Genomic DNA, 26,226 nt, shown 5'->3' with positions numbered 1-26,226 from the left:
AAAACAAACACAATATATAGTAGTTGAAATATTTAATGCGACACTATATGTTGATTTTTGAGTTTCGCTATGATAAATTTAGGGTACTTGTTAAGCGAAACGGACATGTAAGGCTACATATAGATTTTTGCGGCGGCAAGAACGGATCTTGAAACATATAAAGGAGAGGGAATTATGTCGGTTGTAATAAAAGAAGCTTTAAAGGTTGATCTAGAAAGGTTGAATAAGGATATTTCTTTATTTCCCCAGGTTCACCCTGTAACGGCTGATATGAAAATGGCGCATAAGGGAGTGTCCCGTCTAGTCATGCTTGACCGCTATTCTTTTAAGGATACTGAAAAAATCACACTCTCGGCAGGCGATTTCGTAGTGTTGACGATCAAGGAAGATCCGAAATTCCCAGCACGGGGTCTCGGTCACATCGTTGAAATAGATTGGGAAACCAAAAAAGCCAAGGTATTGGTGGATGAAGAATTCCGCGGCGTATTGGATAATCCGGAAGAAGTGGAGACGGGGATTGTAAACCGTCCGCTGGATATTATCGAAAAACCGCTTGAAATATACTATGAACAAATTGCGAAACGTAATGCAACAGGCTTGGCTTCAGTGGAAACCACTGAAGAAAAAAGAACGGAATGGTTCAATAAATTCTATGAAGAATTAAAGAACCTTAATTTTGTCCCGGCAGGTCGAGTATTATATGGTGCGGGTTCCAATACGGATGTTACTTATTTCAACTGCTATGTGATGCCATTCGTACCTGATTCACGTGAGGGAATTTCAGAACATAGGAAACAAGTGATGGAAATCATGAGCCGCGGCGGCGGAGTGGGTACGAACGGATCGACATTGCGTCCAAGGAACACTCTGGCAAAAGGGGTAAATGGAAAATCCTCGGGTTCAGTGTCATGGCTTGATGATATTGCGAAATTGACGCATCTTGTTGAACAGGGCGGTAGCAGACGCGGTGCGCAAATGATCATGCTCGCTGATTGGCATCCTGATATTGCAGAGTTTATCATCTCTAAAATGCAAAATCCAAGGATCCTTCGTTATCTAGTGGAAAACACTAAAGATGAGGCCATCAAGAAATATGCGACGGATAAATTGAAATTCACGCCGCACACCGAACAGGAAACGGCTATGTATCAAGGAATCATCAATTATAAAGAGATTCCTGGTCTAGGTGGATTTAGCGAGAAAATCATTAGGGATGCAGAGGAAAAGATCCGTACAGGCGGAACGTACAGTGTCCATAATTCCGATTTTCTAACTGGCGCCAACATTTCGATTTGCTTAACTAAGGAATTTATGGAAGCGGCAGAAAAAGATGAGGAATACGAATTGCGTTTTCCTGATGTTGAAAGCTATAATGCCGAAGAAATGGCTATTTATAATGCCGAATGGCATAATGTCGGTGATGTTCGCGAATGGGAGAGAATGGGTCACAAAGTTCGTGTTTACCGTAAAATCCGGGCTAAAGAGCTTTGGAACTTAATAAACATTTGTGCAACATATTCTGCTGAACCAGGTATTTTCTTTATCGATAATGCTAATGAAATGACGAACGCCAAAGCATACGGTCAACAGGTCGTAGCTACGAACCCATGTGGCGAACAGCCATTGGCCCCATATTCAGTATGTAACCTTGCTGCTGTCAATTTGGCTGAAATGGCCGATAAAGATAACAAAACCGTTAATTTCGAGAAACTTAGGCAGACCGTCGAAGTCGGTGTGCGTATGCAGGACAATGTCATTGACGCAACTCCTTATTTCTTGGATGAAAACAAAAAACAGGCACTGGGCGAGCGACGGGTTGGACTTGGTGTAATGGGTCTGCATGACCTGTTGATCTACTGTGAAACGGAATACGGATCTGAAGAAGGAAACATCCTGGTCGACAAGGTGTTTGAAACGATTGCGACTACGGCTTACAGGGCATCCGTGGAACTTGCTAAAGAAAAAGGCAGTTTCCCATTCCTGATCGGATCAAATGATAAAGAAACCGATGAGCTTAGAACGCGTTTCACACAAACCGGATTTATGGAAAAAATGCCGGAAGACATCAGGGAAAGTGTTGCTGCACATGGAATCCGTAACTCTCATTTATTGACAGTGGCTCCTACAGGAAGCACAGGAACGATGGTTGGGGTATCTACAGGTCTTGAACCATACTTCTCCTTCACGTATTTCCGCAGTGGCCGACTTGGCAAATTCATTGAAGTTAAGGCTGATATTGTTCAGGAATACTTGGACCGTCATCCAGAAGCTGATCCAGAGGAGCTTCCAAAATGGTTCATCTCCGCTATGGAATTGGCACCTGAAGCCCATGCGGATGTTCAATGCATCATTCAACGCTGGATTGACAGTTCGATCAGTAAAACGGTCAATGCTCCAAAAGGATATACTGTCGAACAGGTTGAAAAAGTATATGAACGTCTATACAAAGGCGGAGCAAAAGGCGGTACCGTTTATGTGGACGGCAGCCGTGACAGTCAGGTTCTCACGCTCAAAGCGGAAGAAAACCAAATGGACGAACAGCTAGAGATGGACGAATTGACAGATGTGGAAGTAAAGAAAAAAGTCGTATTGGTCGATACGATAAATGAACTCCGTTCGACTAATGTTACGATTGGGTCGGAAGTGGGCAACACTTGTCCGGTCTGCCGTAAAGGCGAAGTCCAGGAAATGGGCGGATGTAATACTTGCACGAATTGTGGAGCACAATTAAAATGTGGGCTATAAGCTAAGCTGATAGAAGAAGTCGTTAAGTGTGCTGAAAAGCTGATCTTAACGGCTTTTTTATATAAACATATTGGATTGAGCTTGTAGGTTTTTAACTTCTGTTCAATTTACATTCCATTGAACTTAAATAAAGAGAAGCCGAATCGTTGGATTCGGCTTCTCTTTGCGTTCATTCATCCATTTTCATTTTGCTGGCCTATTTCCTTTTCGGCTAGATATTGGTTTCCATCCTTTAATACCGAAAATTCATCGACCGAGTCTCCAGGTATATTCCTGGGATTTGGATATTTATTATCTGTTTGGACAGTTATCGATTGTTTCCCCATTCCATTTGTCAAGAAGTCTCGTTTATTAGCCATACCATATCGCATCTCCTTTATTTTGGATTTTCCAATTAAAAACAATCATGAGGATAACAGAATAAAGAAAAACTATCCTTATTAATTAGATTGTGTAGTTCGATTGAAAGTATGAACAAATACAGAAAAGAACGGAGAACGAAATGAAACCATTTATGCCACAGTTAGTATATATCGAGCCCAGGGCACTGGAATACCCGCTTGGGCGGGAATTGAAAAAAAAATTTGAGGATTTGAACATTGAAATCCGTGAGACTACCTCACATAACCAAATTAGGGATCTACCTGGAGAAAATGATTTACAAAAATATCGTGTCGCCAAGTCCACGCTTGTGGTAGGGATCAGAAAGACATTGAAATTCGATTCTTCAAAGCCATCTGCTGAATATGCCATCCCTCTTGCAACCGGGTGTATGGGGCATTGTCATTATTGTTATTTACAGACGACACTCGGAACAAAGCCATATATTAGGACATACGTGAATCTCGAGGAGATTTTCGAGGCTGCCGAAAATTATATCAATGAGCGAAAGCCTGAAATTACACGTTTTGAGGCGGCCTGTACATCAGATATCGTCGGAATTGATCATTTGACACATTCGTTAAAAAGGGCTATAGAATATTTTGGGAAAAGTGAATATGGGGTCCTAAGGTTCGTAACTAAATTTCATCATGTCGACCACCTGTTGGATGCTGAGCATAATGGAAAAACTAGATTTAGGTTCAGTATAAATTCACGTTACGTGATAAAGAATTTCGAGCCCGGCACTTCGAGCTTTGAAGAAAGAATGGAAGCGGCTCGAAAAGTGGCAGGTGCCGGATATCCCTTGGGTTTTATCGTAGCTCCAATATATCGTCATGAAGCATGGAAAGAGGGCTACCGTGAATTATTCGAACGGTTAAGTGAGGCGTTAAAAGGCGTGGATATCCCAGACTTGACTTTCGAATTAATCCAGCATCGGTTTACTGGCCCTGCCAAAAAAGTGATTCAAAAAAACTACCCGAAAACGAAATTGGAACTGGACGAAACGAAGCGTAAATATAAATGGGGCCGATACGGTATTGGTAAATATGTTTACCAAACCGAAGAAGCCGCAGAACTGGAAACGGCAATTCGTGGGTATATAGCGGAATTTTTCCCTAAAGCGGAAATTCAGTATTTTACCTGAAGAAGGCCATCTTTCATATAAAACTGTCATAAATCGCTCTAATCCTGCTTAAAAATGTAAAGACCGGATTAGGGGAGGGCAGCTATGATTATTGACGGCGTTTTTTCCGGAGGCGGGATTAAAGGATATGGTTTAGTTGGAGCCCTGCAGGAATTAGAGGAACGAGGATTTGTATTCCATAGGACAGCGGGTACAAGTGCTGGTTCCATAATTGCAGCTTTCGTAGCCGCTGGATACACAGGTAAAGAAATGGAAGAGCTTTTTCTTGATATAGATTTAAGCGGCATGCTGGATAAAAGGCGTGGTCTATTGCCTATCCCGCTTGCTAAGTGGCTCCTTATTTACTGGAAACTAGGCCTTTATAAAGGCGACGCTTTGGAATCCTGGGTTGCCGGTAAACTTGCCAAAAGGAATGTAGTTACCTTTAAGGATGTTCGACCGGAGTCTCTCCGTATCATAACCTCTGACATTACAAATGGGAAATTGGTGGTACTGCCTGATGAGTTACCGAATTATGGAATTGATCCGCTCACATTTCCAGTGGCTAAGGCAGTGAGAATGAGTTGTAGCATTCCCTATTTTTTTGAGCCAGTAAAACTTGATGTCGGAAAAAGCACGTTCCTTTTTGTTGATGGAGGTGTGTTAAGCAATTTTCCAATGTGGTTATTCAATTCAGATCATGTAAGGAAGGAACGACCGGTCATAGGCTTGCGACTAAGTGTCGATGAGATATGGAAACCGCATAAGGTGGATAATGCGTTAGAATTGTTCTCCGCACTATTCAAAACGATGAAAGATGCCCATGATGCACGTTATATTTCCAAGAAACACGTCCAGAATATTGTATTTATCCCGATGAAGGGAATTTCTGCAATGGATTTCAATCTGAATGATGAAAAAAAGGGTGAATTGATGGATCAGGGCAGACAGTGTACTAAAGAATTCCTAAAGAATTGGACATATTAATAATCATAAAAAAATCGGGCTCTTAAAAAGAAGCCCGATTTTTCTTTTTATTCTTTTTCCCCTCGATGACGGTTAAGTGACTATCCGTTTTCTTTCTCACTTTTATTTTTTTTGATGATTTTGCTGCAGAGAAGCTAGCCACATTATCCTTTTTCGAAGTTCGGTTTTTTAGTCTTTTTTTCGATTGGCGGGCAGCCTTTCGGAATGCTTGCTGCTCTTTTTTAACTGGTTTTCCCTTTGTTAATCCGGTATAAATCATATAAATAATCCCTGCGACAATGGCTATTATGAGAATGTTTCTAAAAAAGCCAATCGGGTCATTAAATAGTCGGCTCATTAGTCCGAGGACTCCGAGGGCGATGATTCCGTATATCATGAAAGATATGAAACGTTTCAACAAAGACACCTCCTTAAGAGCATCATAAGCATTTTTTGCTTATTTTAAACATTCTTCATGTAAAATATTTGAAATAAATGAAGATCATTCCTTAAGTTAGTATATGATTTTCCATAATCAAAATGTGTATAGATGTTTTACACAATAACATCCGATTCTAAATCTTTTTCAGTTCTCTTTTCCATTTTTAACAGTTCGTGGAAGGACGCCAATGCGACTTCGACTTGATCGTCGGTAGGGGCTTTGGTTGTCAATAACTGAAGCCAAAGGCCAGGGTAGCCAAGGTAACGCAGGATGGGAATATCTCTTACTTTGTTGGTCAACTGCAATACCTCGAAGGCTATGCCTAGCACTACGGGGATAAGTAAAACGCGATCCACGACACGGAGCCATAATGGATCGGTCGGAACGAGCATATAGACAAACATACCTACAATGACTGTAAATAAAATAAAGCTACTGCCACAGCGATAATGAAGGCGTGAACTTGCCTGCACATTTTCAACGGTCAATTCTTTTCCGCTTTCAAAGCAATTAATCACCTTATGCTCTGCTCCGTGATACTGAAAGACCCGTTTGATCAATGGGGTCATGGATACTACATAAATGTATACCAGCAATAATATCAACTTGAACAAGCTTTCCATTAAAACCTGGGCAATATGGCCATTAAAGATGGGTCTTGTCAATTCGGCAAGAAAGACTGGAATCAAAGTGAAAAGCAGCTTTCCAAATAGGAAGGAAAGAACACCGATTACGGCAACTCCAAGCCATACACTTAATTTAGAAGATTCTTTCGTTTCTTTTTTCTTTTCGTCCTGCTTTTCCCCGTCCTCTTCTTCATACTGTTCAGTGGAAAAGTTCAGATGTTTCGAGCCGGTGGCACTTGACTGAATCAGTGATACGATACCCCTTAGAAACGGCACTCTTTTTAATTGGTTGACAACAGGTTTTGATTCTCGCGGCAGGTGATAATATACAATCGTTGAATCTTTGCGGCGTACCGCAGTTACTGTGTGATGTTTGCCCCCGAACATGACGCCTTCCACAACAGCCTGCCCTCCATAAACGGGTTTTTGGACCTCAGACATTTCTACACCAACCTAATAGTTATTCACGTAGCTCTCTCATGGGTGCTAACATGTTTATTATCAAGCATCACAAGGGTTTAAAGGCGGTCCTCCAAAATTGAATGGCGGCTTTATCCCTGCGATTACTTTATGAATGTTGACTCACAGGAAGTTAGTATCCTGTGTACATTATAAACTTCAACAGAGGATAGGTATTTTCCTCTGAAAAAAGTACAATATTTATGATTTAATCATACAGAATAAATCCCAAAACCTCTAGTGATTCTCCTCCTTAAGAATAAAAAAAAATAGTTCTATTTAACAAAGGGCATACTACGTAGCGGAGGTGTTTGATATGTCTTCTAATGAAAATGGACAAATTCAACAGGAAAATCAAAGCTTGATCTACAATGTACTAGCTATCGGTTTTGTTGGCGGGGCTGCAGCCAGTTTTGCCGGAATCATCGCCCATTATGTTAATTTTATGGGGTTTAGCCCCAAATTCATACTTACTTCGTGGTCGAATATGACTTGGATCGATCACTGGCTTGGTACGGTAATGACCATACTTTTGTTCGGAATTCTATCCGTGGGGATCGCTTTTATATACTATGGTCTTTTTAAAAGGATGAAGAGTATTTTTTCGGGTATTTTTTTGGGAGTGGTTTGCTGGGCGTTGCTCGTATTTGTCCTGAAACCGATGTTCGCCGATTTGCCAACCATTTCGAAAATGTCGGCAAATACGATTATAACCAGTGTCTGCATTTTTATTTTATACGGTCTTTTTGTAGGGTATTCTATATCATACGATCATCAGGAATATATACGTCAACAAAAAAACGCTGAGAAACGAAAGGAAAGTTGATTGCTTCTTGGTTGTAAAAAAGTAGTAAGACAATTTGTAATTATGATAGAATGTTCATGGAAAGCATTCTTTTAATTATGAGCAGGTGTTGATGATGACAAAAATCTTACTAATCAATGGTCCGAATTTAAATCGCTTGGGGAAGCGGGAACCTGCACATTATGGATCCTCGACGCTTGCGGATGTGGAAGCTCTATTGCTGCAGCAAGCTCAAGGCTTGAATGTGGAATTTACCTCTTTTCAATCTAACCATGAAGGGGCGATTATCGACAAGCTCCATTGGTCAGAAGATCATGGGATCGACGGGATTATCATTAATCCTGGAGCTTTTACTCATTATAGCTATGCGATTCGTGATGCAATTGCCGGAATTGATGTTCCAGTTGTGGAAGTGCATATTTCGAACATACATGCCCGTGAAAGCTTTCGGCATGAATCAGTGACCGCGCCGGTATCGGCGGGACAGATTGTCGGCTTGGGGATACACGGTTATGAATTGGCGTTGCAGGCGATCACAAAGATTGCAAAGGGGAGAAATTAAATGAATAAACTAATGCGCTTAAGAGCCTCAATGGAAAAGGTGGGCATTGATGGTTTTTTGATCACCAGTACATATAACCGCCGGTACATGACCAATTTTACGGGAAGTGCAGGCGTCGTCCTGATTTCCCAAAAAGAAGCTAAATTCATCACTGATTTCAGATACGTGGAACAAGCGGGCAAGCAGGCTGCAGACTATGAAATCGTCCAACATAAGGGAACCATCATCGAAGAAGTCGGTAAGCAGGCAAAAGAGATGAATATCGGCACACTGGGCTTTGAGCAAGAGCATATGACTTTTGCGACATATAAGGCATACGAAGCGGGCATTGAAGCACAACTTTTGCCGGTGTCTGGAGTTATTGAGAATTTACGCTTGATAAAGACTTCATCAGAGATTAAGATATTAAAGGAAGCGGCTGCTATTGCTGATGCTGCCTTTACACATATTCTGGATTACATGCGTCCAGGGATTTCAGAACTGGATGTATCCAATGAACTTGAATTCTTCATGAGGAAACAGGGGGCAACTTCCTCATCCTTTGATATTATCGTAGCATCTGGTGTAAGATCCGCTCTTCCACATGGAGTGGCTACGGATAAAATCATTGAAAAAGGCGATTTTGTCACATTGGATTACGGAGCATACTATAACGGATATGTGTCTGACATAACTCGGACATTGGCAGTTGGCAAGCCAAGTGAAGAACTTATTAACATTTATGACATTGTTTTAGAAGCGCAACTGCGCGGAATGGCTGGGATTAAACCTGGGATGACGGGCAGGGAAGCGGATGCACTAACTCGTAATTTAATTGAAGAAAAGGGATTCGGGCAGTATTTTGGACATTCGACTGGACATGGAATCGGTCTGGAAGTTCATGAAGGTCCGGCATTATCCTTAAGGTCTGATATCATTTTAGAACCAGGTATGGCCGTAACCGTCGAGCCGGGGATTTACTTACCGGGGGTAGGTGGAGTGCGGATTGAAGATGATACAATCGTTACAAATGAAGGTAACGAAGCACTTACTCATTCAACGAAAGAGTTAATCATTCTGTAAACATGTACATGTAGGAGGACAATTTTATGATTTCTGTAAACGATTTTCGCACGGGTGTTACGATTGAAGTAGATAATGGAATTTGGCAGGTTATCGAGTTCCAACATGTTAAACCTGGTAAAGGTGCAGCTTTTGTACGTTCTAAACTTCGTAATCTTCGTACAGGTTCGATCCAGGAGAAAACATTCCGTGCTGGTGAAAAAGTTGCTAAAGCACATATCGAAAACCGCAAAATGCAGTACCTTTATGCAAGCGGAGATAGCCATGTATTCATGGATAACGAAACGTATGACCAAATCGAGCTACCAGCTTCAAGCATTGAACGTGAACTGAAATTCCTTAAGGAAAATATGGAAGTACATATCATGACTTTCCAAGCCGAAACACTTGGGGTCGAGCTTCCAAACACAGTAGAACTTGAAGTTGCGGAGACTGAGCCAGGAATAAAAGGCGATACATCTTCAGGCGGAACGAAATCAGCGGTACTTGAGACGGGCCTTTCGGTTCAAGTTCCATTCTTCATCAACCAAGGTGACAAATTATTGATCAATACAAATGAAGGTTCTTACGTATCACGCGCATAAATGAAAGAAGGCCGAGATGAATTTCTCGGTTTCGTTTGTAGACAAAAAGGTTTCGGAATGGTTTCATTCCGAAACCTTTTTGATTTTTTATTGGATATGGATGATTTGTACTCACGATAGCCCTCTTTATTTGTTGTTGTGTACTTTAAATCCCCATTTTACGAACCAAATGTTTCGCTGGCACCAATTGGTCTAAAGTAGTAATCATTTCAAGTGATCTCGCTGAATAGAATCATGATCATGTTTAAAAAGCATCCTCATCACCTCAAGTTTTCATCCTTCTATTTTAAAAAGTCTGTAGGCAACTGGCTTTCTTCAAATTTGTCTACAGTCTGGAGGGTCTGTTTGGTCTAATCCCAAACCATGATTTTATAAGAAGACTTGGTTATCCTTCATGTTTTACCTTTTTTATGGAGTGGACCCCTCACTGGATAGAAGAAATCTGCGACATTCCTGCCGAATAACTGGCTAGCCGAGACCCCACAGGCGCTTGCGCCGAGGAGGCTTGGCAGACAGTCGGCGGAAAGGGAGCGGATTTCTGAAATCAACTGCAACTTTTTTTAATAAAAAGACTGTAGACCGAGATTAATTTCTCGGTCTTTTTTTTGGTCTTTTTTAGATCCAGGAAGTAATAAAAAAATCAATAAATGGCCGGTTTCTTTAATAGCCTGTCATCATTGTGGGGTGGTCGGCATATATTTTATTGAAAGTGGTGTATACAGGAGGATTGTCAAAATGGAAACGATTCTTTCTTTTTTACCGAAAAAATTATACGAGCAACTCCGGGGTATGACACCGATGATGATCGAAAAGATGGAAGAGCTGCGGATTCGGGTTGGAAGGCCGCTTGAAGTCATTGTAGGTGGGGAACCTTTCTTCTTTTCCTATGAAGTGACCCATTCGGATGCAGATCAATTATTGAATCAGATAGGTCAATTTTCGTTATATACACTTGAGGAAGAATTAAAACGAGGATATATAACTATAGCGGGTGGACATCGGGTGGGTCTTGCTGGCAAGGTTATCCTGGAAAATGGGGCGGTCAAAGCGATCAGGGACATTTCCTCATTCAATATTCGGATTGCACGTGAAAAAATAGGTGCTGCTGAACCGCTCACTTCTTATTTATATAATGGGGAATGGCAACATACGATGTTGATTGGTGCTCCGCAAACAGGAAAAACGACGGTATTACGTGATATCGCAAGAATGATATCCAGTGGAGATGAAAAACGGGGCATTCCCCCTCAAAAGGTGGGAATAGTGGACGAGCGCTCAGAAATTGCCGGGTGTGTTCATGGAGTGCCGCAGCTCGAATTTGGAACAAGGGTGGATGTGCTCGATGGATGTCCCAAAGCGGAAGGGATGATGATGATGATCCGTTCGATGTCCCCTGATGTATTGATCGTGGATGAAATAGGCCGCGCGGAGGATACACAGGCTGTGCTGGAAGCTGTGAATGCAGGTATTAAACTCATGATAACTACGCATGGCCATACACTGGCTGAAGTTAAGAAGCGGCCTTTCATCACAGAAATATTACAGCAAAACATCTTTGAACGTTTTATAGAATTACAGAGAAGTAAATCCGGAAAGAGGGGCTACAAAGTCCTTGATGCAGCGGGGGTTCCCATTTTCTTGGGAGAAAGTGTGAACCCGCATGTTTAAGTTAATTGGAGCAGCGATCATTATCATTGCAACGACATGGGCAGGTTTCGAAGCTGCGAAAAAATTAAGTATGAGGCCCCGCCAACTGAGGCAGCTAAAAGTCGCCATGCAATCACTTGAAGCAGAAATCATGTATGGTCACACACCTTTGAAAGAAGCCGCAAGGAAACTTTCTAAGCAGATGCCCAAACCTTTATCCATCTTTTTCGATACCTTTGCAAATCGACTCGAATCAGGTGAGACCACCGTCAAAGAAGCATGGGATGATAGTTTGAAGAAAATATGGCAATCCCTTGCTTTAAAACAGGGAGAATTCGAGATTCTTTCACAGTTTGGGGAGACGCTTGGAAAAAGCGATAAATATCATCAGCAAAAGCAAATCATGCTGACGATGGCACACTTGGAACGGGAAGAGAGCGATGCACTCGACCGACAGGGAAAATATGAAAAAATGATGAAAAGTCTTGGTTTTTTATCAGGTCTATTATTGATCATCTTGCTGATGTAGGAATATGTGGGGGGAATGAAAATGGGCATTGATGTGGACATCATATTTAAAATAGCTGGTGTAGGGCTTGTTGTGGCATTTCTTCACACGATACTCGATCAGGTTGGGAAGAAGGAATATGCCCAGTGGGTCACACTTTTCGGATTTATCTATATTTTATTCATGGTCGCTTCTGTAGTAGAGGATTTATTTCAAAAAATTAAATCTGTATTCCTATTTCAGTAAGGGAGGGATTCACGATTGAAATCATAAAAATCGTGGGCATTGCCCTAGTTGCCACCTTTTTGGCCCTAGTCGTCAAAGAGCAAAAACCAAATTTCGCATTCCTGCTTGTCGTTTTTGTAGGCTGCTCCATATTTCTTTTTCTAGCGGATAAGATATACGAAATTATTTTGATGTTAGAAAAAATTGCTGTGAATGCGAATGTAAATACCGTGTATCTGGAGACCATCCTAAAAATAATCGGAATTGCCTATATTGCCGAATTCGCTTCTCAAATTACAAAAGATGCAGGGCAAGGATCGCTCGCTTCCAAAATAGAATTGAGCGGAAAAATCTTGATTCTTGCCATGGCGATTCCGATTTTGACGGTCATCATCGAAACGATTTTACAGATGCTCCCAAGTTAACGGATTACTTCTACTAGTCAATGAGGTGAATGTATGAAGCAGCGGATGCCTTACTTATCCATTCTATTCGTTTTACTCTTTTTTTTGCATACATCTATTGGACAAGCTGCCGAAGATCCTGAAAGTGGTGAAATCGATCAAGAGCCGATCATGCAGTCGGAACTGGTACAAGCCCAAATAGAAAGGCTCGGTGTCGATGAACTCAAACAATATTGGGATGACATTGTAACGGAATATGGAGGATTCTTACCGGAAAGCCAGAAAGGGAGCTTCATGGATTTTGTAAGCGGTGATAAGAAATTCTCCTTTGAGCAATGGATAAAGGGGATTACAAAATTCATTTTTCATGAACTGCTCGTGAATGGAAAGCTGCTGGGATCACTCATTTTATTAACAGTTTTCAGCATGTTCCTGCAGTCTTTGCAAAATGCGTTTGAACAAAGCTCCGTAAGTAAAGTCGCTTATGCAATCGTTTATATGGTGCTGATCATTTTGGCACTTAACAGTTTTCATGTGGCGATTGAATATACAAAAGATACGATAGATTTGATGATTTCCTTTTTAATGGCGCTCATCCCTTTACTCTTGGCCTTAATAGCCGCTTCAGGCGGACTTGTATCAGCAGCTTTCTTTCACCCGGTATTAATGTTTTTGATGAATACAAGCGGTATCTTGATCCAGTTTGTCGTCCTTCCGTTATTATTCTTTGCAGCGATTTTAAGCATCGTCAGCACGCTGACCGAACATTATAAAGTGACACAGCTGGCACAGCTTCTCCGTAATTTTGCCATCGGAATCCTTGGAGCATTCATGACCATATTCCTTGGCGTCATATCCGTTCAGGGAGCATCCTCCGCTGTAGCTGACGGAGTGACGATCAGAACGGCCAAATTCGTGACAGGTAACTTTATACCGGTAATAGGGCGCATGTTTACAGATGCAACGGATACGGTCATCAGTGCCTCCGTTCTTCTGAAAAATACAGTTGGCTTGTCAGGCGTCATTATTCTCTTGCTCATAACCACATTTCCCGCCATAAAAATCTTGATGATTTCTTTTGTCTATAAATTGGCAGCGAGTCTTTTGCAGCCGCTGGGCGGGGGGCCTGTAATAAAGTGCCTTGACATTATAAGTAAAAGCATGATTTATATTTTCGCAGCATTGGCCATTGTCTCACTCATGTTTTTTTTAAGTATCACAGTAATTATCGCCTCTGGAAACATTACATTGATGGTTCGTTAGAAAGGAGGAGGGCTTGGTGAGTTTTTTAGCTGGCTGGGTATCCAACATCATCATATTTGTATTGCTGGCTACTGTGATCGATATGCTTCTACCGAATTCGGCTTTACAGAAGTATGCCAAAATGGTAATCGGACTTTTACTGATTGCGATCATCATCACTCCTATATTGGGATTATTCAATAAGGATTTCGACGAAATCCTCTCTGCGGCTACAAGTGAATTTGAAGATCAGAAAAAAAAAGATTTAGGAAATTTGACAGAAATGAAGAAAAAAGAAATACAAGCAGCACAGGGTGCATATATTTTAGAACAAATGGCTGTCCAATTACAGACAGAAGTGGAAGAGGAGTTGATGGCGGATTATAACATGAAGATTAGTTCAATTGATGTAGGAGTCAAGAATGAGGAAAAGCCGGGCGTTGATGATTTGCAAAACATAACCATATCATTGGAAAAGGCAGAGGGGAAAGAAGACTCGGAGATAGAGGCAGTAGCGAAGGTTGATATCAATGCAGATAGACCTTCCACTCCGAATGATGCCAATCTGGATGCTGTCAAAAGGTTTCTGGCAACAAGTTGGTCCGTTGATGAAGAGATCATTGAAATCGCCGGGGAAAGGAAGTGACTGAGTATTGAACAAAGACAAAGGTCCATTATCCTGGCTGCAAAAACTATTAAATAAAGACCCTGACCAAAAAGAGCCTAAGGAAAAAAAACCTTCCCTGTATGTCTATGCTCTAATAGTTGTCCTTTTGGGAGCGGGAATTATGATGGCCGGGAATTTGTTAACCACCAACCAGACGGGACAAACACCTGAAGTGAAGACGGTATTCAATAATGATAAACAAGATGACGAAGGGGATGTTGAAACATTCGGCCAGAAGAAATCCGAATTCAAGACGACAAAAGACTATGAAATATATCTTCAGAATGAAATGAAGGAAGCGCTTGAATCCATCGCAGGCGTCCAGGATGTAAAAGTCGTAATCTACGTGGATGCATCCGAGAAAAAAGTATATGAAAGAAACAAAGTCACCCAAAAACAAGTCACAGAAGAAACCGACCAGGAAGGCGGCAAAAGGACGGTCGAAGACACATCGGTTGATGAACAGCTCGTTTTGGTCAAAAGCGGTGAAAAAGAAGGGCCGATCATTTCGGAAACGAAAAAACCTAGTGTACGAGGCGTCCTGGTAGTCGCTAAAGGGGCTGAAAACATCCAAATAAAGAAGTGGATCATCGAGGCTGTCACACGTTCACTTGATGTACCGAGTCACAGGGTTTCTGTCATGCCTAAAAAATAAGGGGGAAAATCTACATGTTATTAAAAAAACAAACCGTTTGGTTATTGACTATGCTAAGTCTGGTCGTTGTACTTTCAGTCTATTATTTAACAGCTCCTGAGGAAAATGCTGCCGATATGACGGCAACTGAAGAAATGGAACAGGCAGAAAATAAAACAGAAAGTAAAACAGATAGCAAAGCGGATACCAAAGGGGAAAATAAAAGTGAAAAAGAAACGTCCAAAAATACAGAAGGTTCTTCTGTAACCATTGCATCAGGGGACGAGTTCGAATCGTTAAGGATGCAGATTGAAGATGAACGGGCTAAGCTGAATGAAGAATTGACTGCAAAGATGGGCAATACAGATCTATCCGCTGAAGAACGAGATGAGGCTTATGCGAAAATCGAGCAATTAAGTGAAACGAAAGTAAAAGAAAATATCATCGAAAACTTAATTGTAGCCATGGATTACAATGCCGCACTGGTCCGGGTGGACGGAACGGATGTAAAGGTGAGTGTCAAGGCCGATAAACAAACGAAAACAGAGGCCAATAACATTATCCGCCTCGTAAGGAAAGAAGTCAGCGATGCACAAAATGTAGTGGTAGATTTCCAACCGGAAAAGTAATCTCAGATACAGAAATAAGGGCTGATACACAACAGTTCATAATCGTAAAAATTTGAAAGTCCCCCTTAAATAAAAAAAGGGAGGCTTTTTTATTATTATTTTTTCACTAACATACAACCGGGAAACTTTAGAGAAAAAGTTTTTTTATGTAAATTGATACCAGGAACTCAAACAGAAATGGGTATTATGATCATCCGTAATATTCTAGAAAAGTAATTTAGATGGAGATTAATGCAGGTTTCAAAGTGGGAATTAGTAGAATTCAAGTGGAAACGCTAAGGGTGCCCGGTTGAAAAACATTCACAATATTATAATAAAGGTGTAATATAAAAGCATGGATAACAAGTTGCAACTAATCTATCATTGAATTTGTATAAGCTAATATTGTATGATGTTAGAAGCTGGTCATAAACTTTTCAATTCTCTAATGGGAACAATATTTTGAGAAAATGAAATATCTGTTATAATACAGATGGAGGGTGTATTCAGTTTATACGCTTTCGGATGGAGAAGGCGGCTACATTGTGCAGAATTGGACAAAGTAGGATAAGCTAAGGGTAAAAGGTTACATAAAATATTATTGCCTCACAAACTCATATTAAATTAGACAAGGGGTGCCACAAAATGAAAGTGCAAGAAATTCGTGAAATTATTAAGCTAGTCGATCAATCAAATATCAGTGAATTTGTTTTTGAAAATGAAGGAACGAAAATTAAATTGAAAAAAACTGAAACGGGTACAGTATTACAGCCATCAGCTGCTCAAGAAGTTGTTCAAGCCAATGCAGAGGTCAAGCCCGTAGCTGCTCCTGTCCCTGTAGCGCCAAAAGCTGTTGAACCTGCAAAACCGGCTGCTGCCGTCACTGAACAGGAAAATTTACATAAAATCACTTCTCCGATGGTGGGTACATTCTACCAATCTCCTGCACCGGATTCACCTGCATACGTAAAAGCAGGCGATAAAGTAACAGGGGATTCCATTGTTTGCATCGTGGAGGCCATGAAACTTTTCAATGAAATTGAGGCCGAAGTAAGCGGTGAAATCGTTGAAGTCCTTGTAAAAGAAGGTCAACTTGTAGAATATGGACAACCATTATTTTTAGTAAAGCCGGAATGAGGAGCTGTTTCTAAATGATTAAAAAGGTATTAATTGCCAATCGTGGGGAAATTGCTGTCCGAATCATCCGGGCATGCAAGGAATTAGGAATCGAGACTGTAGCGGTCTATTCAGAAGCGGATAAAGAAGCATTACATGTTCAAATTGCTGATGAAGCATATTGCATCGGTCCTAAATTATCAAAAGACAGTTATTTAAATACAACGAACATAATCAGTACAGCCAAGAAAACGGGATCCGATGCGATTCACCCTGGATATGGATTCCTTGCTGAAAATGCGGACTTTGCTGAGCTATGCCGTGAATGTAATATCATTTTCATCGGTCCTAGCCCAGAAGCCATCAATAAAATGGGAACGAAGGACGTAGCAAGGGAAACCATGCGTAAAGCTGGTGTGCCGATCGTTCCAGGTTCCAAAGGCATAATTAAAGATACGGATGATGGTGTAGCCCTCGCTAATGAAATGGGCTATCCAGTCATCATCAAAGCTACTGCCGGTGGGGGCGGTAAAGGTATCCGGGTCGCAAGGACCGAAGAAGAACTCATTAAAGGCATAAACATCACGCAACAGGAAGCCGCGACGGCATTTGGGAATCCAGGCGTGTATATTGAAAAGTTCATCGAGGACTTCCGTCACGTTGAAATTCAAGTCATGGCAGATAATCATGGCAACGCCATTCATTTAGGTGAGCGTGATTGTACGGTTCAGCGACGTTTGCAAAAACTTGTTGAGGAAACTCCATCTCCGGCCCTGGATGGTGAAACACGGGCGGATATGGGGCAGGCTGCAGTTACGGCTGCTCTTGCCGTAAACTATTCAGGTGCCGGTACAGTTGAATTTATTTATGACTATGTGAATAGAAAATACTACTTTATGGAAATGAATACACGTATCCAGGTCGAACACCCAGTTACAGAAATGGTAACGGGCGTCGATTTGATTAAAGAACAGATCAAAGTTGCTTCAGGTGACAAACTATCACTTTCACAAGAAGATGTCACGTTTAACGGATGGTCCATCGAATGCCGGATCAATGCGGAAAATCCAGAAAAGAATTTTATGCCTTCAGCAGGTAAGATTCACATGTATTTACCGCCAGGTGGCTACGGAGTACGTGTGGATTCTGCGGCATACCCTGGGTACTCGATACCTCCGTATTACGATTCCATGATCGCTAAATTGATTGTCCACGCACCAACGAGAGACGAGGCGATTGAGAAGATGAAACGCGCTTTAGGTGAGTTTGTCATTGAAGGGATCAGCACGACAATTCCTTTCCATATTAAGTTACTTCAGCATGAACAATTTGTTTCCGGAGAATTTAATACCAAATTCCTTGAAATATATGATGTAATGAACTCATAATGTAAAGGAAGACAGGAGGTGCTTTTGAATGAGTGAAATGGAAGGCCAATTACTCGAAATGAATGATTATAATAGTGGTTTGGGCAAAGTTGAAATTGCGCCTGAGGTGATTGAGGTGATTGCGGGTATCGCTGCATCGGAAGTTGAAGGTGTTGCACATATGCGCGGGAATTTCGCTACAGGTGTAGTTGAAAAGCTTGGTAAAAAGAACCACGGTAAAGGTGTTAAAGTTGACTTAACGGGAGAATCCATCAAAGTTGAACTTTATTGTGTCATGAAGTTTGGTGTCTCAATTCCGAAAGTTGCTCAGGAAGTGCAAGATAACATTCGTGAAGCCTTGTTGAACATGACCGCTATCGACGCGGGCGAAGTGAACATACATGTAGTGGGCATTGCGTTTGAAAACGCTAAACAAGAAGCGGATTACGAACAAGAAGTGTAAGTTGGCTTCATTCGATTCACACCTGCAAAAACCCGGCAAAAAGCCGGGTTTTTGTTTTTTTGAATTCTTGACTCAATGATACCCTGCTTTTGGAGCCCGCTAATAATATTACGTTAAATGAACATAATAAGGCGGTATCTGGAAGTTTCCCTTTAATTCAAGGGTGATTTCTGTTAGAGTGTAAAAGGTGAAATATGAGCATGAAAGCTAGGCAAGAGCTTTTTGACACTTTCAAAAAGTATATGACTGTGTTGGCCGTTTAACTGGAAATGAATCTTGAGATGTTGTCTTGAATCAAGATGTTTGAGTCTTTTGGCCTTAATTCAAGTGGGATTCAGCTTAATTTATAAAAAATGAAGCGAAAATCTTAATATTTTTGAAAAAATGTTATTAAATGTTCGTTTGTTCTAGCGTTTTCATATATAATAGTAGATGTTAAAGGAGTAAGATTATGAAAAGAAGAGTAGCCCGTGAAAAATCCCTTCAAGCACTATATCAGATAGATATTGCCAAGTCGAATGCAGAAGAAGCAATGGAAAGCGTACTGGATGGTGCTCCTACTGATGAATATTTCAAGAAATTAGTAATGGGGATAACGGAAAATCGTCAACAACTTGATGGAATGATCAGGGACAATTTAGAGAATTGGACGTTGGAAAGACTGGCGAACATTGATCGGAATTTACTGCGAATCGCGGTTTATGAAATGGTTCACAGTGAAGATGTTCCTGTAAGTGTTGCAATGAATGAAGCTATTGAAATTGCTAAGAAATTCGGTGATGATCAATCGAGCAGCTTTGTAAATGCCGTTTTATCCAAAGTTAAGGTGAAAAGCGGCAGCTAAGGCTGCAGCCTTTAACCAGGGGATTCTCTCAGCAATTTCTTTAGCAAAATTATCTTGGGAGGAATATACACATGTCAGCTCAAATCATTAATGGTAAAGAAATTGCAGAGGCAGTTAGGCAAGAAATCAGTAAGGAAGTTCAACAATTACGGAAAAAAAATATCGTTCCGGGTTTGGCTGTAATCCTTGTGGGGGACAACCAAGCATCGCAAACCTATGTACGCAATAAGCAAAAGGCGTGTGAAGATCTGGGCATGCATTCTGTATTGATTAAAAAGCCTGCGGGACTCTCTCAGGAGGAATTAATTCAGAGCATTGATGAATTAAACCAGGATGACAGCATTCATGGTATATTGGTGCAGCTGCCGTTACCTGGACATATTCAGGAAAAAGCGATCATTGAAGCGATTTCCCCCGAGAAGGATGTAGATGGATTCCATCCCATTAATATTGGGCGGATGATGACTGGGCAGGATGCTTATTTACCTTGTACGCCATACGGGGTGATGGTAATGCTTGAGTATATCGACTATGACCTTGAAGGTAAGCATGTTGTTATCGTAGGTAGAAGTAATATCGTGGGAAAACCGGCCGGACAAATGTTTCTAAATGCGAATGCAACCGTCACATACTGTCATTCAAAGACAAAGGACCTTGCGTATTATACAAAGCAAGCTGATGTCGTTGTGGCAGCTGTCGGCAAGAGGGACACGATCACGAGTGACCATATTAAAGAAGGTGCTGTCGTCATTGACGTCGGAATGAACAGGAATGATGAAGGGAAGCTTTGCGGTGATGTGGCGTTTGATGAAGTGAAAACCAAGGCTTCATACATTACACCTGTTCCTAAAGGCGTTGGTCCCATGACGATTACGATGCTTATGAAGAATACGGTTAAATCTGCTCAAAAAACACTTGAACAGAATAAGCAAGCCTTAAAAAGCTAAAAAAACGTTAAATTATTTTAAAGAAGCGGACCTCTTGTTTTATAATAACGGGAGACCGCTTTTTTTCATTCATAGATTAAGCGAGTTTTAAGTAAAACCTATAAGTGAGTTTTCTTTAAATCCGATTTTCATCGGAAGGAGACATTATATGAGCAACCAACAATATTTAAGTGTATCGGCTTTAACGAAATACATCAAAAGGAAGTTCGATGCCGATCCCCATTTGCAAAATGTATACATAAAAGGCGAAATTTCAAATTTTAAACAACATACAAGCGGACATATGTATTTTACTCTAAAGGACGAGAAGGCCCGACTCCTCTCCGTTATGTTTGCCGCCAATAACAAAGGGATGAAATTCCTGCCTGAAAATGGAATGAAGGTACTTGTTAAGGGCGATATTTCATTATATGAGGCAGGCGGACAGTATCAGCTTTATGTGAAAAGCATGGCCCCTGATGGTGTCGGGGATTTGTATCTTGCTTATGAACAGCTGAAGAAAAAGCTGGAGGCGGCAGGTTTGTTTTTGGCCGAGCATAAGAAACAGATTCCACAATACCCTAAGTCTGTAGGAGTTATAACATCACCGACCGGAGCTGCACTAAGAGATATCCTGATCACCATCAAGCGGAGATATCCAATTGCCAGAGTCATCGTTTACCCAGCACTAGTCCAAGGGAATAATGCCGCTAAATCGATTGCCAAGGCAATTTCCATGGCTAACGCTAGGGCGGAAAGCGATGTACTCATTGTCGGAAGGGGCGGCGGGTCGATCGAGGAGCTATGGGCCTTTAATGAGGAGATAGTGGCTGAGTCAATCTATGATTCTGATATACCGATAATTTCTGCTGTCGGTCACGAAACCGATTTTACAATTGCTGATTTTGTCGCGGATATGCGGGCTCCTACACCGACTGGTGCAGCAGAGTTAGCGGTTCCCCACCTTAATGAAATACTTGAACGCCTGATGAACCGTAAGAATCGCTTGACCCGCTCCATTCGTGAATTGGTGAATTTCGAACGAACCCGTTTGACCAGGATGGAGAGATCTTATGCTTTCCGTTATCCACATAAAATGTATGAACAGAAGCTTGAACAGCTAGACAAGACGGTGGACAGGCTAGGGAGGACCGGCACGCGGTATTTCATGAAAAAGAGGGATGAGCTGAATCAGTTGAACGATATTCTGAAAAAGCAGCATCCTGAACAAGCGGTGCAAAATTCCAAAGATGAATTGCTGCAGCATGCAAAAGTATTGCGAAGGGCAATGGAAGCCATTTATCGGCAAAAATCACAGCAGTTCGTTCATATTACAGCCACTTTGTCTGCCCTCAGTCCATTAAAAATCATGGAACGGGGCTATGGATTGGTTTTTGCTGAGGATGAGACGTTAGTGAAAAGTACACAACAAGTATCCAGAGGGGATAAGATAGCCGTTTCCATTAAAGATGGAACACTTGAATGTGAAATTAAAGAAATAAAGGAGCGAATAGAACCATGACAAAAAAACAGGAAGCCACTTTTGAAGAAGCAATGGAGAATCTTGAGAAAATTGTAGAACAGTTGGAAGAAGGCGATGTGCCCTTAGAGGAAGCCATCTCCATATATAAACAAGGAATGGATTTATCCAGGCTTTGTCACTCAAAGCTTAAGGCGGTTGAAGATCAGTTGACTCAAATTTTGCGCGAAGATGGGGAACTCGAAAACTTCACTGTACAGGAGGAAGAATAACATGGGTACGGTGTCCTTTGATATGTTTTCTAAAGAATATAAGGCGATTATAGAACGGGAAATCGTTGAATATGTCAATAAGCTTAATGCTCCTGCTGTGGTCAAAGATGCCATGATCTATTCATTGGAGGCAGGCGGTAAACGGATTCGCCCTTTATTGGTCTTTGCGGTTCTGGAGGCCTTTGGAAAAAACTTGAGGATGGGGATACCTGCAGCTGCTGCCATTGAAATGATTCATACATATTCTTTGATTCATGATGATCTTCCAGCGATGGATGATGATGATCTCCGCCGCGGAAAACCGACGAACCATAAAGTGTTCGGTGAGGCGGTAGCAGTACTGGCAGGTGATGCCCTCCTTACATATAGCTTTCAATTGGTGACGGATATGAACGATCCAGATGTGACGGCTGAAATGAAGCTGAACCTTGTAAGTGAAATTGCTAAGTCTGCCGGTGCCGAAGGGATGGTTGGAGGTCAAGTTGCCGATATGGAAGGTGAAAATAAACAGTTGACCCTTCAGGAATTGGAGTATATCCATGAACATAAAACAGGGAAGTTATTGACTGCAAGCATCCTTTCCGGTGCTATATTAGCCGGTGCGAATGAAGAACAGCGACTCCATTTACGTGACTTTGCATACCACCTGGGGCTTGCTTTTCAGATTCGGGATGATATTCTGGATATTGAAGGGTCAGTCGAGTTGATCGGCAAGCCGGTTGGCAGTGATGAGGGAAATCATAAAAGCACATATCCTTCTTTACTTTCGCTTCAAGGGGCAAAGGAAAAGTTGAACCATCATATTGAACTTGCTCATGCCGCTTTGGGAAAAACAACCTTACAAACGGTTTTGTTGAATGAACTAACCGATTTAATAGCGAACCGTAATCATTGATTGTGGCTAAATTTGTTATCAATTGAGGTTTTATGGTATACTCATTGTGCAAAAATATGCGAAAATCAAAATGGATTTTTTAATTGAGTTACGTGATAAAATAGGTATATTAAGCCGCCGAAATCACCTGGGTGTTGGCGGCTATTTTTTAACTTAAAACCAATTTTTCGGTCAAGTCTTCCATATAGCCCTCTTTATGAGGCTTTGTTTATGCTAACAACCGAAAATGACAGAAAGTGAGTGGTCCTGTTTGGATCTTCTATCTATAAAAGACCCTTCTTTTTTGAAGAAGATGAATAATGAAGAACTAGTCGAGTTAAGTGTGGAAATACGTAAATTCCTTGTGGAAAAATTATCGGTGACCGGTGGGCATATCGGTCCCAATTTAGGTGTAGTCGAGTTGACTATAGCCTTGCATAAAGAATTCGACAGTCCGAATGATAAAATATTATGGGATGTTGGTCACCAATCCTATGTGCATAAAATCCTGACTGGCAGAGCAGGGGAGTTCAATACCTTAAAGAAATATAAAGGTCTATGCGGCTTTCCTAAAATGATTGAAAGCCCCCATGATGTTTGGGAAACCGGTCACAGTTCGACTTCCCTTTCAGCTGCAATGGGAATGGCCGCTGCCCGTGATATAAAAGGTGAAAAAAGTTTCATTTTGCCTGTAATCGGTGACGGGGCTCTAACAGGCGGAATGGCACTTGAAGCATTGAATCATATCGGTGATGAAAAAAAGGACATGATCGTTATCCTGAATGATAATGAAATGTCGATAGCGCCTAATGTGGGGGCTTTGCACACGATATTGGGAAGATTGCGGACCGCAGGTAAATATAACTGGGCAAAAGATGAATTGGAGTTACTTTTGAAAAAAATTCCTGCAGTCGGTGGTAAGCTTGCAGCTACCGCTGAACGCTTGAAGGATAGCATGAAGTACTTATTGGTCTCAGGAATCTTTTTCGAAGAACTCGGTTTCACATACCTTGGACCAGTCGATGGTCATAATTATGAAGAGTTGCTGGAGAATTTAAGATATGCCAAGAAAACGAAGGGACCCGTACTGCTACATGTCATCACGAAAAAAGGCAAAGGCTATTCACCTGCCGAGTTGGATACAACAGGAAATTGGCATGGGACAGGCCCCTACAAGATAGAGACAGGCGATTTCGTGAAATCCACTAGTAAAGCTCCTGCATGGAGTGCCCTTGTAAGCGATACTGTCAGCAGGCTCGCCCGTGAAGATGAACGGATTGTCGCGATTACACCTGCAATGCCCGTAGGTTCGAAATTGGTGGGGTTTTCCCGAGAGTTCCCAGAGCGTTTCTATGATGTAGGGATTGCCGAGCAGCATGCTGCAACTTTTGCAGCTGGATTGGCAACGCAAAAAATGAAACCGTTCCTGGCCATTTATTCAACCTTCCTGCAAAGGGCTTATGACCAGGTGGTCCATGATATCTGCCGACAGAATTTGAACGTATTCATAGGAATCGATCGTGCCGGATTGGTTGGTTCCGATGGTGAAACGCATCAAGGCGTTTTCGATATTGCATTCTTACGGCACATTCCTAATATGGTGTTGATGATGCCGAAAGATGAAAACGAAGGCCAGCATATGGTCAATACGGCCTTAAGCTATAATGATGGTCCAATCGCTATGCGATTCCCTCGTGGGAATGGTTGGGGTGTTGTGATGGATGCTGAATTACAGCAGATTCCAATCGGTTCGTGGGAAGTTCTTAAAGAAGGAACGGATGCTGCCATCTTAACGTTCGGTACCACCATTCCAATGGCCCTTGAAGCGGCAGAACTGCTAGAGAAAGAGGATTATTCAGTTAAGGTGATCAATGCCCGGTTCATTAAGCCTTTGGATGAGAACATGCTAAGCAGCCTACTTGGTGAAAAAATGCCTATCTTGACAATAGAAGAAGCGGTTCTTCAAGGTGGTTTTGGCAGTTCTGTACTAGAATATGCTCATGACCAAGGGTTTTATGGGGCAATTATAGATCGAATGGGAATACCTGATTATTTCATTGAACATGGCAGTGTCGATGAACTTCTTGAAGAGATCGGTTTAACGACTGAAACAGCCATCAAAAAGATTAAAATGATAACACCCAAAAAAGAAAAAAGGGCCTGACAATATGAAAGTGATGAAAGAAAGAGTAGATGTATTACTTGTAGAACAAGGCTTGGCAGATACACGAGAAAAAGCAAAGCGTATGGTTATGGCTGGTCTTGTCTACGCGAATGAAGAGAGGTACGAAAAACCTGGGGAAAAAGTACCGGTCGATCTCGAATTTACTATTAAAGGAAAAGTCATGCCTTACGTTTCAAGAGGCGGACTTAAACTTGAGAAGGCTTTAAAGGAATTCGATTTACAAGTGAACGGAAAAATCCTGCTTGATATCGGATCATCAACAGGAGGGTTCACGGATTGTGCCTTGCAAAATGGTGCCACAATGTCTTATGCCCTTGATGTAGGATATAATCAACTTGCCTGGAAGCTTAGGCAGGATGAACGGGTGAAAGTAATGGAACGGACGAATTTCCGTTACGTTACACCCGCCGATCTCGATGGGGAGATGCCTAACTTTGCAAGCATTGATGTTTCTTTCATCTCCCTAACGTTAATTTTACCGGTGCTGAAGACCTTGCTCGTTCCGAATAGCGACGTCGTTGCCTTAGTTAAACCGCAATTCGAAGCTGGGAAGGATCAGGTGGGTAAAAAAGGGATTGTTCGTGATCCCAAAATCCATAAACTAGTGTTGGATAAGATCATTTCTTTTGCTAAAAAGGAAGGCTACGATATTAAGGATGCCTCATTCTCACCGATTACCGGCGGTGATGGAAATATTGAATTTTTACTTCATTTATACTGGCAAGGGTCAAAGGAAGATGGAGCGATATTGCTTTCGAAAACCGTTGATGACATCGTTGGGGAAGCCCATGCGCAATTTAAAAAAGAATAGCAAGAACTTGTACGGCTCCTTTGGCTGAATGGTTGGCTAAAGGAGCTTTTTAACTTGAAATGGTGTTGAAATGCACTTGAATCATTTAATGTGGATACATAAAATAGGTAAGAATAAAAAATAGACTTGTTATGCATTTTAGAGAAAAAGTTGTACAATTGCATAAAAATCCGATAACATTAATTTTAGCCACTT

General features: G+C 41.5%; 28 protein-coding genes. 25 read left to right on the top strand and 3 right to left on the bottom strand.

All coding sequences use genetic code 11. The features are described 5' to 3' along the window. Positions 1 to 174 precede the first annotated feature (174 nt). Positions 175 to 2,745 (top strand): vitamin B12-dependent ribonucleotide reductase, encoded by a 2,571-nt coding sequence (locus tag QUF78_RS17860; protein WP_289325713.1) that lies wholly within the window; start codon positions 175 to 177, stop codon positions 2,743 to 2,745. Positions 2,746 to 2,918: 173 nt separating this feature from the next. Here QUF78_RS17860 and QUF78_RS17855 read toward each other — a convergent pair whose 3' ends face one another. After that, a complete protein-coding gene (locus QUF78_RS17855; protein WP_289315692.1) occupies positions 2,919 to 3,104 on the bottom strand; it encodes a hypothetical protein in 186 nt (61 codons plus the stop codon). Between the two features lie 143 nt (positions 3,105 to 3,247). Between QUF78_RS17855 and splB the strand changes: the two genes are divergently transcribed. Both splB and QUF78_RS17845 read left to right on the top strand, forming a co-directional pair. Continuing rightward, positions 3,248 to 4,273 (top strand): spore photoproduct lyase, encoded by a 1,026-nt coding sequence (gene splB, locus QUF78_RS17850; RefSeq protein WP_289315693.1) that lies wholly within the window; start codon positions 3,248 to 3,250, stop codon positions 4,271 to 4,273. 84 nt (positions 4,274 to 4,357) lie between these two features. Next, the gene (locus QUF78_RS17845) at positions 4,358 to 5,239 is read left to right on the top strand and encodes a patatin-like phospholipase family protein (RefSeq protein WP_289325712.1); all 882 of its coding nucleotides are present in this window, start codon (positions 4,358 to 4,360) and stop codon (positions 5,237 to 5,239) included. Between the two features lie 22 nt (positions 5,240 to 5,261). On the opposite strand, the gene QUF78_RS17840 is transcribed toward QUF78_RS17845, so the two are convergent. Both QUF78_RS17840 and QUF78_RS17835 read right to left on the bottom strand, forming a co-directional pair. Continuing rightward, a complete protein-coding gene (locus QUF78_RS17840; protein ID WP_061464010.1) occupies positions 5,262 to 5,636 on the bottom strand; it encodes an SA1362 family protein in 375 nt (124 codons plus the stop codon). Positions 5,637 to 5,773: 137 nt separating this feature from the next. After that, positions 5,774 to 6,727: a DUF1385 domain-containing protein gene (locus QUF78_RS17835; protein ID WP_289325711.1), complete on the bottom strand. Its 954-nt coding sequence runs from the start codon at positions 6,725 to 6,727 to the stop codon at positions 5,774 to 5,776. Between the two features lie 334 nt (positions 6,728 to 7,061). Here QUF78_RS17835 and QUF78_RS17830 point away from each other — a divergent pair, with 334 nt between their 5' ends. The 22 genes from QUF78_RS17830 (at position 7,062) to QUF78_RS17725 (ending at position 26,031) form a co-directional block, all read left to right on the top strand. Beyond that, positions 7,062 to 7,571 carry a YqhR family membrane protein gene (locus QUF78_RS17830; RefSeq protein ID WP_289325710.1) on the top strand — a complete coding sequence of 170 codons (510 nt, stop codon included), beginning with the start codon at positions 7,062 to 7,064 and terminating at the stop codon, positions 7,569 to 7,571. A 94-nt stretch (positions 7,572 to 7,665) separates the two neighbouring features. Further along, on the top strand, positions 7,666 to 8,112 hold the full coding sequence (gene aroQ, locus QUF78_RS17825) for a type II 3-dehydroquinate dehydratase (RefSeq protein WP_289315697.1): 447 nt from the start codon (positions 7,666 to 7,668) through the stop codon (positions 8,110 to 8,112). After that, positions 8,113 to 9,174 (top strand): M24 family metallopeptidase, encoded by a 1,062-nt coding sequence (locus tag QUF78_RS17820; RefSeq protein WP_289315698.1) that lies wholly within the window; start codon positions 8,113 to 8,115, stop codon positions 9,172 to 9,174. Positions 9,175 to 9,200: 26 nt separating this feature from the next. Next, positions 9,201 to 9,758 carry an elongation factor P gene (efp, locus tag QUF78_RS17815; protein ID WP_034308328.1) on the top strand — a complete coding sequence of 186 codons (558 nt, stop codon included), beginning with the start codon at positions 9,201 to 9,203 and terminating at the stop codon, positions 9,756 to 9,758. A 735-nt stretch (positions 9,759 to 10,493) separates the two neighbouring features. Beyond that, on the top strand, positions 10,494 to 11,426 hold the full coding sequence (gene spoIIIAA / locus QUF78_RS17810; RefSeq protein ID WP_289325709.1) for a stage III sporulation protein AA: 933 nt from the start codon (positions 10,494 to 10,496) through the stop codon (positions 11,424 to 11,426). After that, positions 11,419 to 11,934 carry a stage III sporulation protein SpoIIIAB gene (gene spoIIIAB, locus QUF78_RS17805; RefSeq protein WP_289315700.1) on the top strand — a complete coding sequence of 172 codons (516 nt, stop codon included), beginning with the start codon at positions 11,419 to 11,421 and terminating at the stop codon, positions 11,932 to 11,934. Before spoIIIAA ends, spoIIIAB begins: the two co-directional genes overlap by 8 nt. Positions 11,935 to 11,955: 21 nt before the next feature. After that, positions 11,956 to 12,159, top strand: a complete 204-nt coding sequence (spoIIIAC, locus tag QUF78_RS17800; RefSeq protein WP_034308319.1) for a stage III sporulation protein AC — start codon at positions 11,956 to 11,958, stop codon at positions 12,157 to 12,159. Positions 12,160 to 12,173: 14 nt separating this feature from the next. Beyond that, the gene (gene spoIIIAD / locus QUF78_RS17795; RefSeq protein WP_289318337.1) at positions 12,174 to 12,563 is read left to right on the top strand and encodes a stage III sporulation protein AD; all 390 of its coding nucleotides are present in this window, start codon (positions 12,174 to 12,176) and stop codon (positions 12,561 to 12,563) included. Between the two features lie 33 nt (positions 12,564 to 12,596). Beyond that, positions 12,597 to 13,805: a stage III sporulation protein AE gene (gene spoIIIAE / locus QUF78_RS17790; RefSeq protein ID WP_289325708.1), complete on the top strand. Its 1,209-nt coding sequence runs from the start codon at positions 12,597 to 12,599 to the stop codon at positions 13,803 to 13,805. 16 nt (positions 13,806 to 13,821) lie between these two features. Beyond that, on the top strand, positions 13,822 to 14,430 hold the full coding sequence (gene spoIIIAF / locus QUF78_RS17785) for a stage III sporulation protein AF (RefSeq protein WP_289325707.1): 609 nt from the start codon (positions 13,822 to 13,824) through the stop codon (positions 14,428 to 14,430). A 7-nt stretch (positions 14,431 to 14,437) separates the two neighbouring features. After that, on the top strand, positions 14,438 to 15,106 hold the full coding sequence (spoIIIAG, locus tag QUF78_RS17780) for a stage III sporulation protein AG (protein ID WP_289325706.1): 669 nt from the start codon (positions 14,438 to 14,440) through the stop codon (positions 15,104 to 15,106). Positions 15,107 to 15,120: 14 nt separating this feature from the next. Further along, positions 15,121 to 15,714: a SpoIIIAH-like family protein gene (locus QUF78_RS17775; RefSeq protein ID WP_289325705.1), complete on the top strand. Its 594-nt coding sequence runs from the start codon at positions 15,121 to 15,123 to the stop codon at positions 15,712 to 15,714. Between the two features lie 624 nt (positions 15,715 to 16,338). Further along, on the top strand, positions 16,339 to 16,830 hold the full coding sequence (gene accB, locus QUF78_RS17770) for an acetyl-CoA carboxylase biotin carboxyl carrier protein (RefSeq protein WP_289325704.1): 492 nt from the start codon (positions 16,339 to 16,341) through the stop codon (positions 16,828 to 16,830). A gap of 14 nt (positions 16,831 to 16,844) precedes the next feature. After that, entirely contained in the window at positions 16,845 to 18,197 is a 1,353-nt protein-coding gene (accC, locus tag QUF78_RS17765) for an acetyl-CoA carboxylase biotin carboxylase subunit (RefSeq protein ID WP_289325703.1), read from the top strand. Positions 18,198 to 18,234: 37 nt separating this feature from the next. Continuing rightward, positions 18,235 to 18,639 (top strand): Asp23/Gls24 family envelope stress response protein, encoded by a 405-nt coding sequence (locus QUF78_RS17760; RefSeq protein WP_222620245.1) that lies wholly within the window; start codon positions 18,235 to 18,237, stop codon positions 18,637 to 18,639. 451 nt (positions 18,640 to 19,090) lie between these two features. Then, entirely contained in the window at positions 19,091 to 19,483 is a 393-nt protein-coding gene (gene nusB / locus QUF78_RS17755; protein WP_289325702.1) for a transcription antitermination factor NusB, read from the top strand. A 71-nt stretch (positions 19,484 to 19,554) separates the two neighbouring features. Beyond that, positions 19,555 to 20,430, top strand: coding sequence for a bifunctional methylenetetrahydrofolate dehydrogenase/methenyltetrahydrofolate cyclohydrolase FolD (gene folD, locus QUF78_RS17750; RefSeq protein WP_289325701.1), 876 nt, complete (start codon positions 19,555 to 19,557; stop codon positions 20,428 to 20,430). A 148-nt stretch (positions 20,431 to 20,578) separates the two neighbouring features. Beyond that, entirely contained in the window at positions 20,579 to 21,931 is a 1,353-nt protein-coding gene (xseA, locus tag QUF78_RS17745) for an exodeoxyribonuclease VII large subunit (RefSeq protein WP_289325700.1), read from the top strand. Continuing rightward, complete coding sequence (locus QUF78_RS17740) at positions 21,928 to 22,161, top strand: exodeoxyribonuclease VII small subunit (RefSeq protein WP_064463276.1); 234 nt, start codon at positions 21,928 to 21,930, stop codon at positions 22,159 to 22,161. The genes xseA and QUF78_RS17740 overlap by 4 nt, the downstream gene beginning before the upstream one ends. 1 nt (position 22,162) lies before the next feature. Further along, positions 22,163 to 23,056, top strand: a complete 894-nt coding sequence (locus tag QUF78_RS17735) for a polyprenyl synthetase family protein (RefSeq protein ID WP_289325699.1) — start codon at positions 22,163 to 22,165, stop codon at positions 23,054 to 23,056. 250 nt (positions 23,057 to 23,306) lie between these two features. Then, positions 23,307 to 25,199: a 1-deoxy-D-xylulose-5-phosphate synthase gene (dxs, locus tag QUF78_RS17730; RefSeq protein ID WP_289327349.1), complete on the top strand. Its 1,893-nt coding sequence runs from the start codon at positions 23,307 to 23,309 to the stop codon at positions 25,197 to 25,199. A gap of 4 nt (positions 25,200 to 25,203) precedes the next feature. After that, entirely contained in the window at positions 25,204 to 26,031 is an 828-nt protein-coding gene (locus tag QUF78_RS17725; protein ID WP_289325698.1) for a TlyA family RNA methyltransferase, read from the top strand. Positions 26,032 to 26,226 lie beyond the last annotated feature (195 nt).

The organism is Peribacillus sp. ACCC06369 (assembly GCF_030348945.1).
Lineage (GTDB): Bacteria > Bacillota > Bacilli > Bacillales > DSM-1321 > Peribacillus.
The sequence above is the reverse complement of the archived record's forward strand: the minus strand, read 5'-3'. Positions and strand labels throughout refer to the sequence as shown.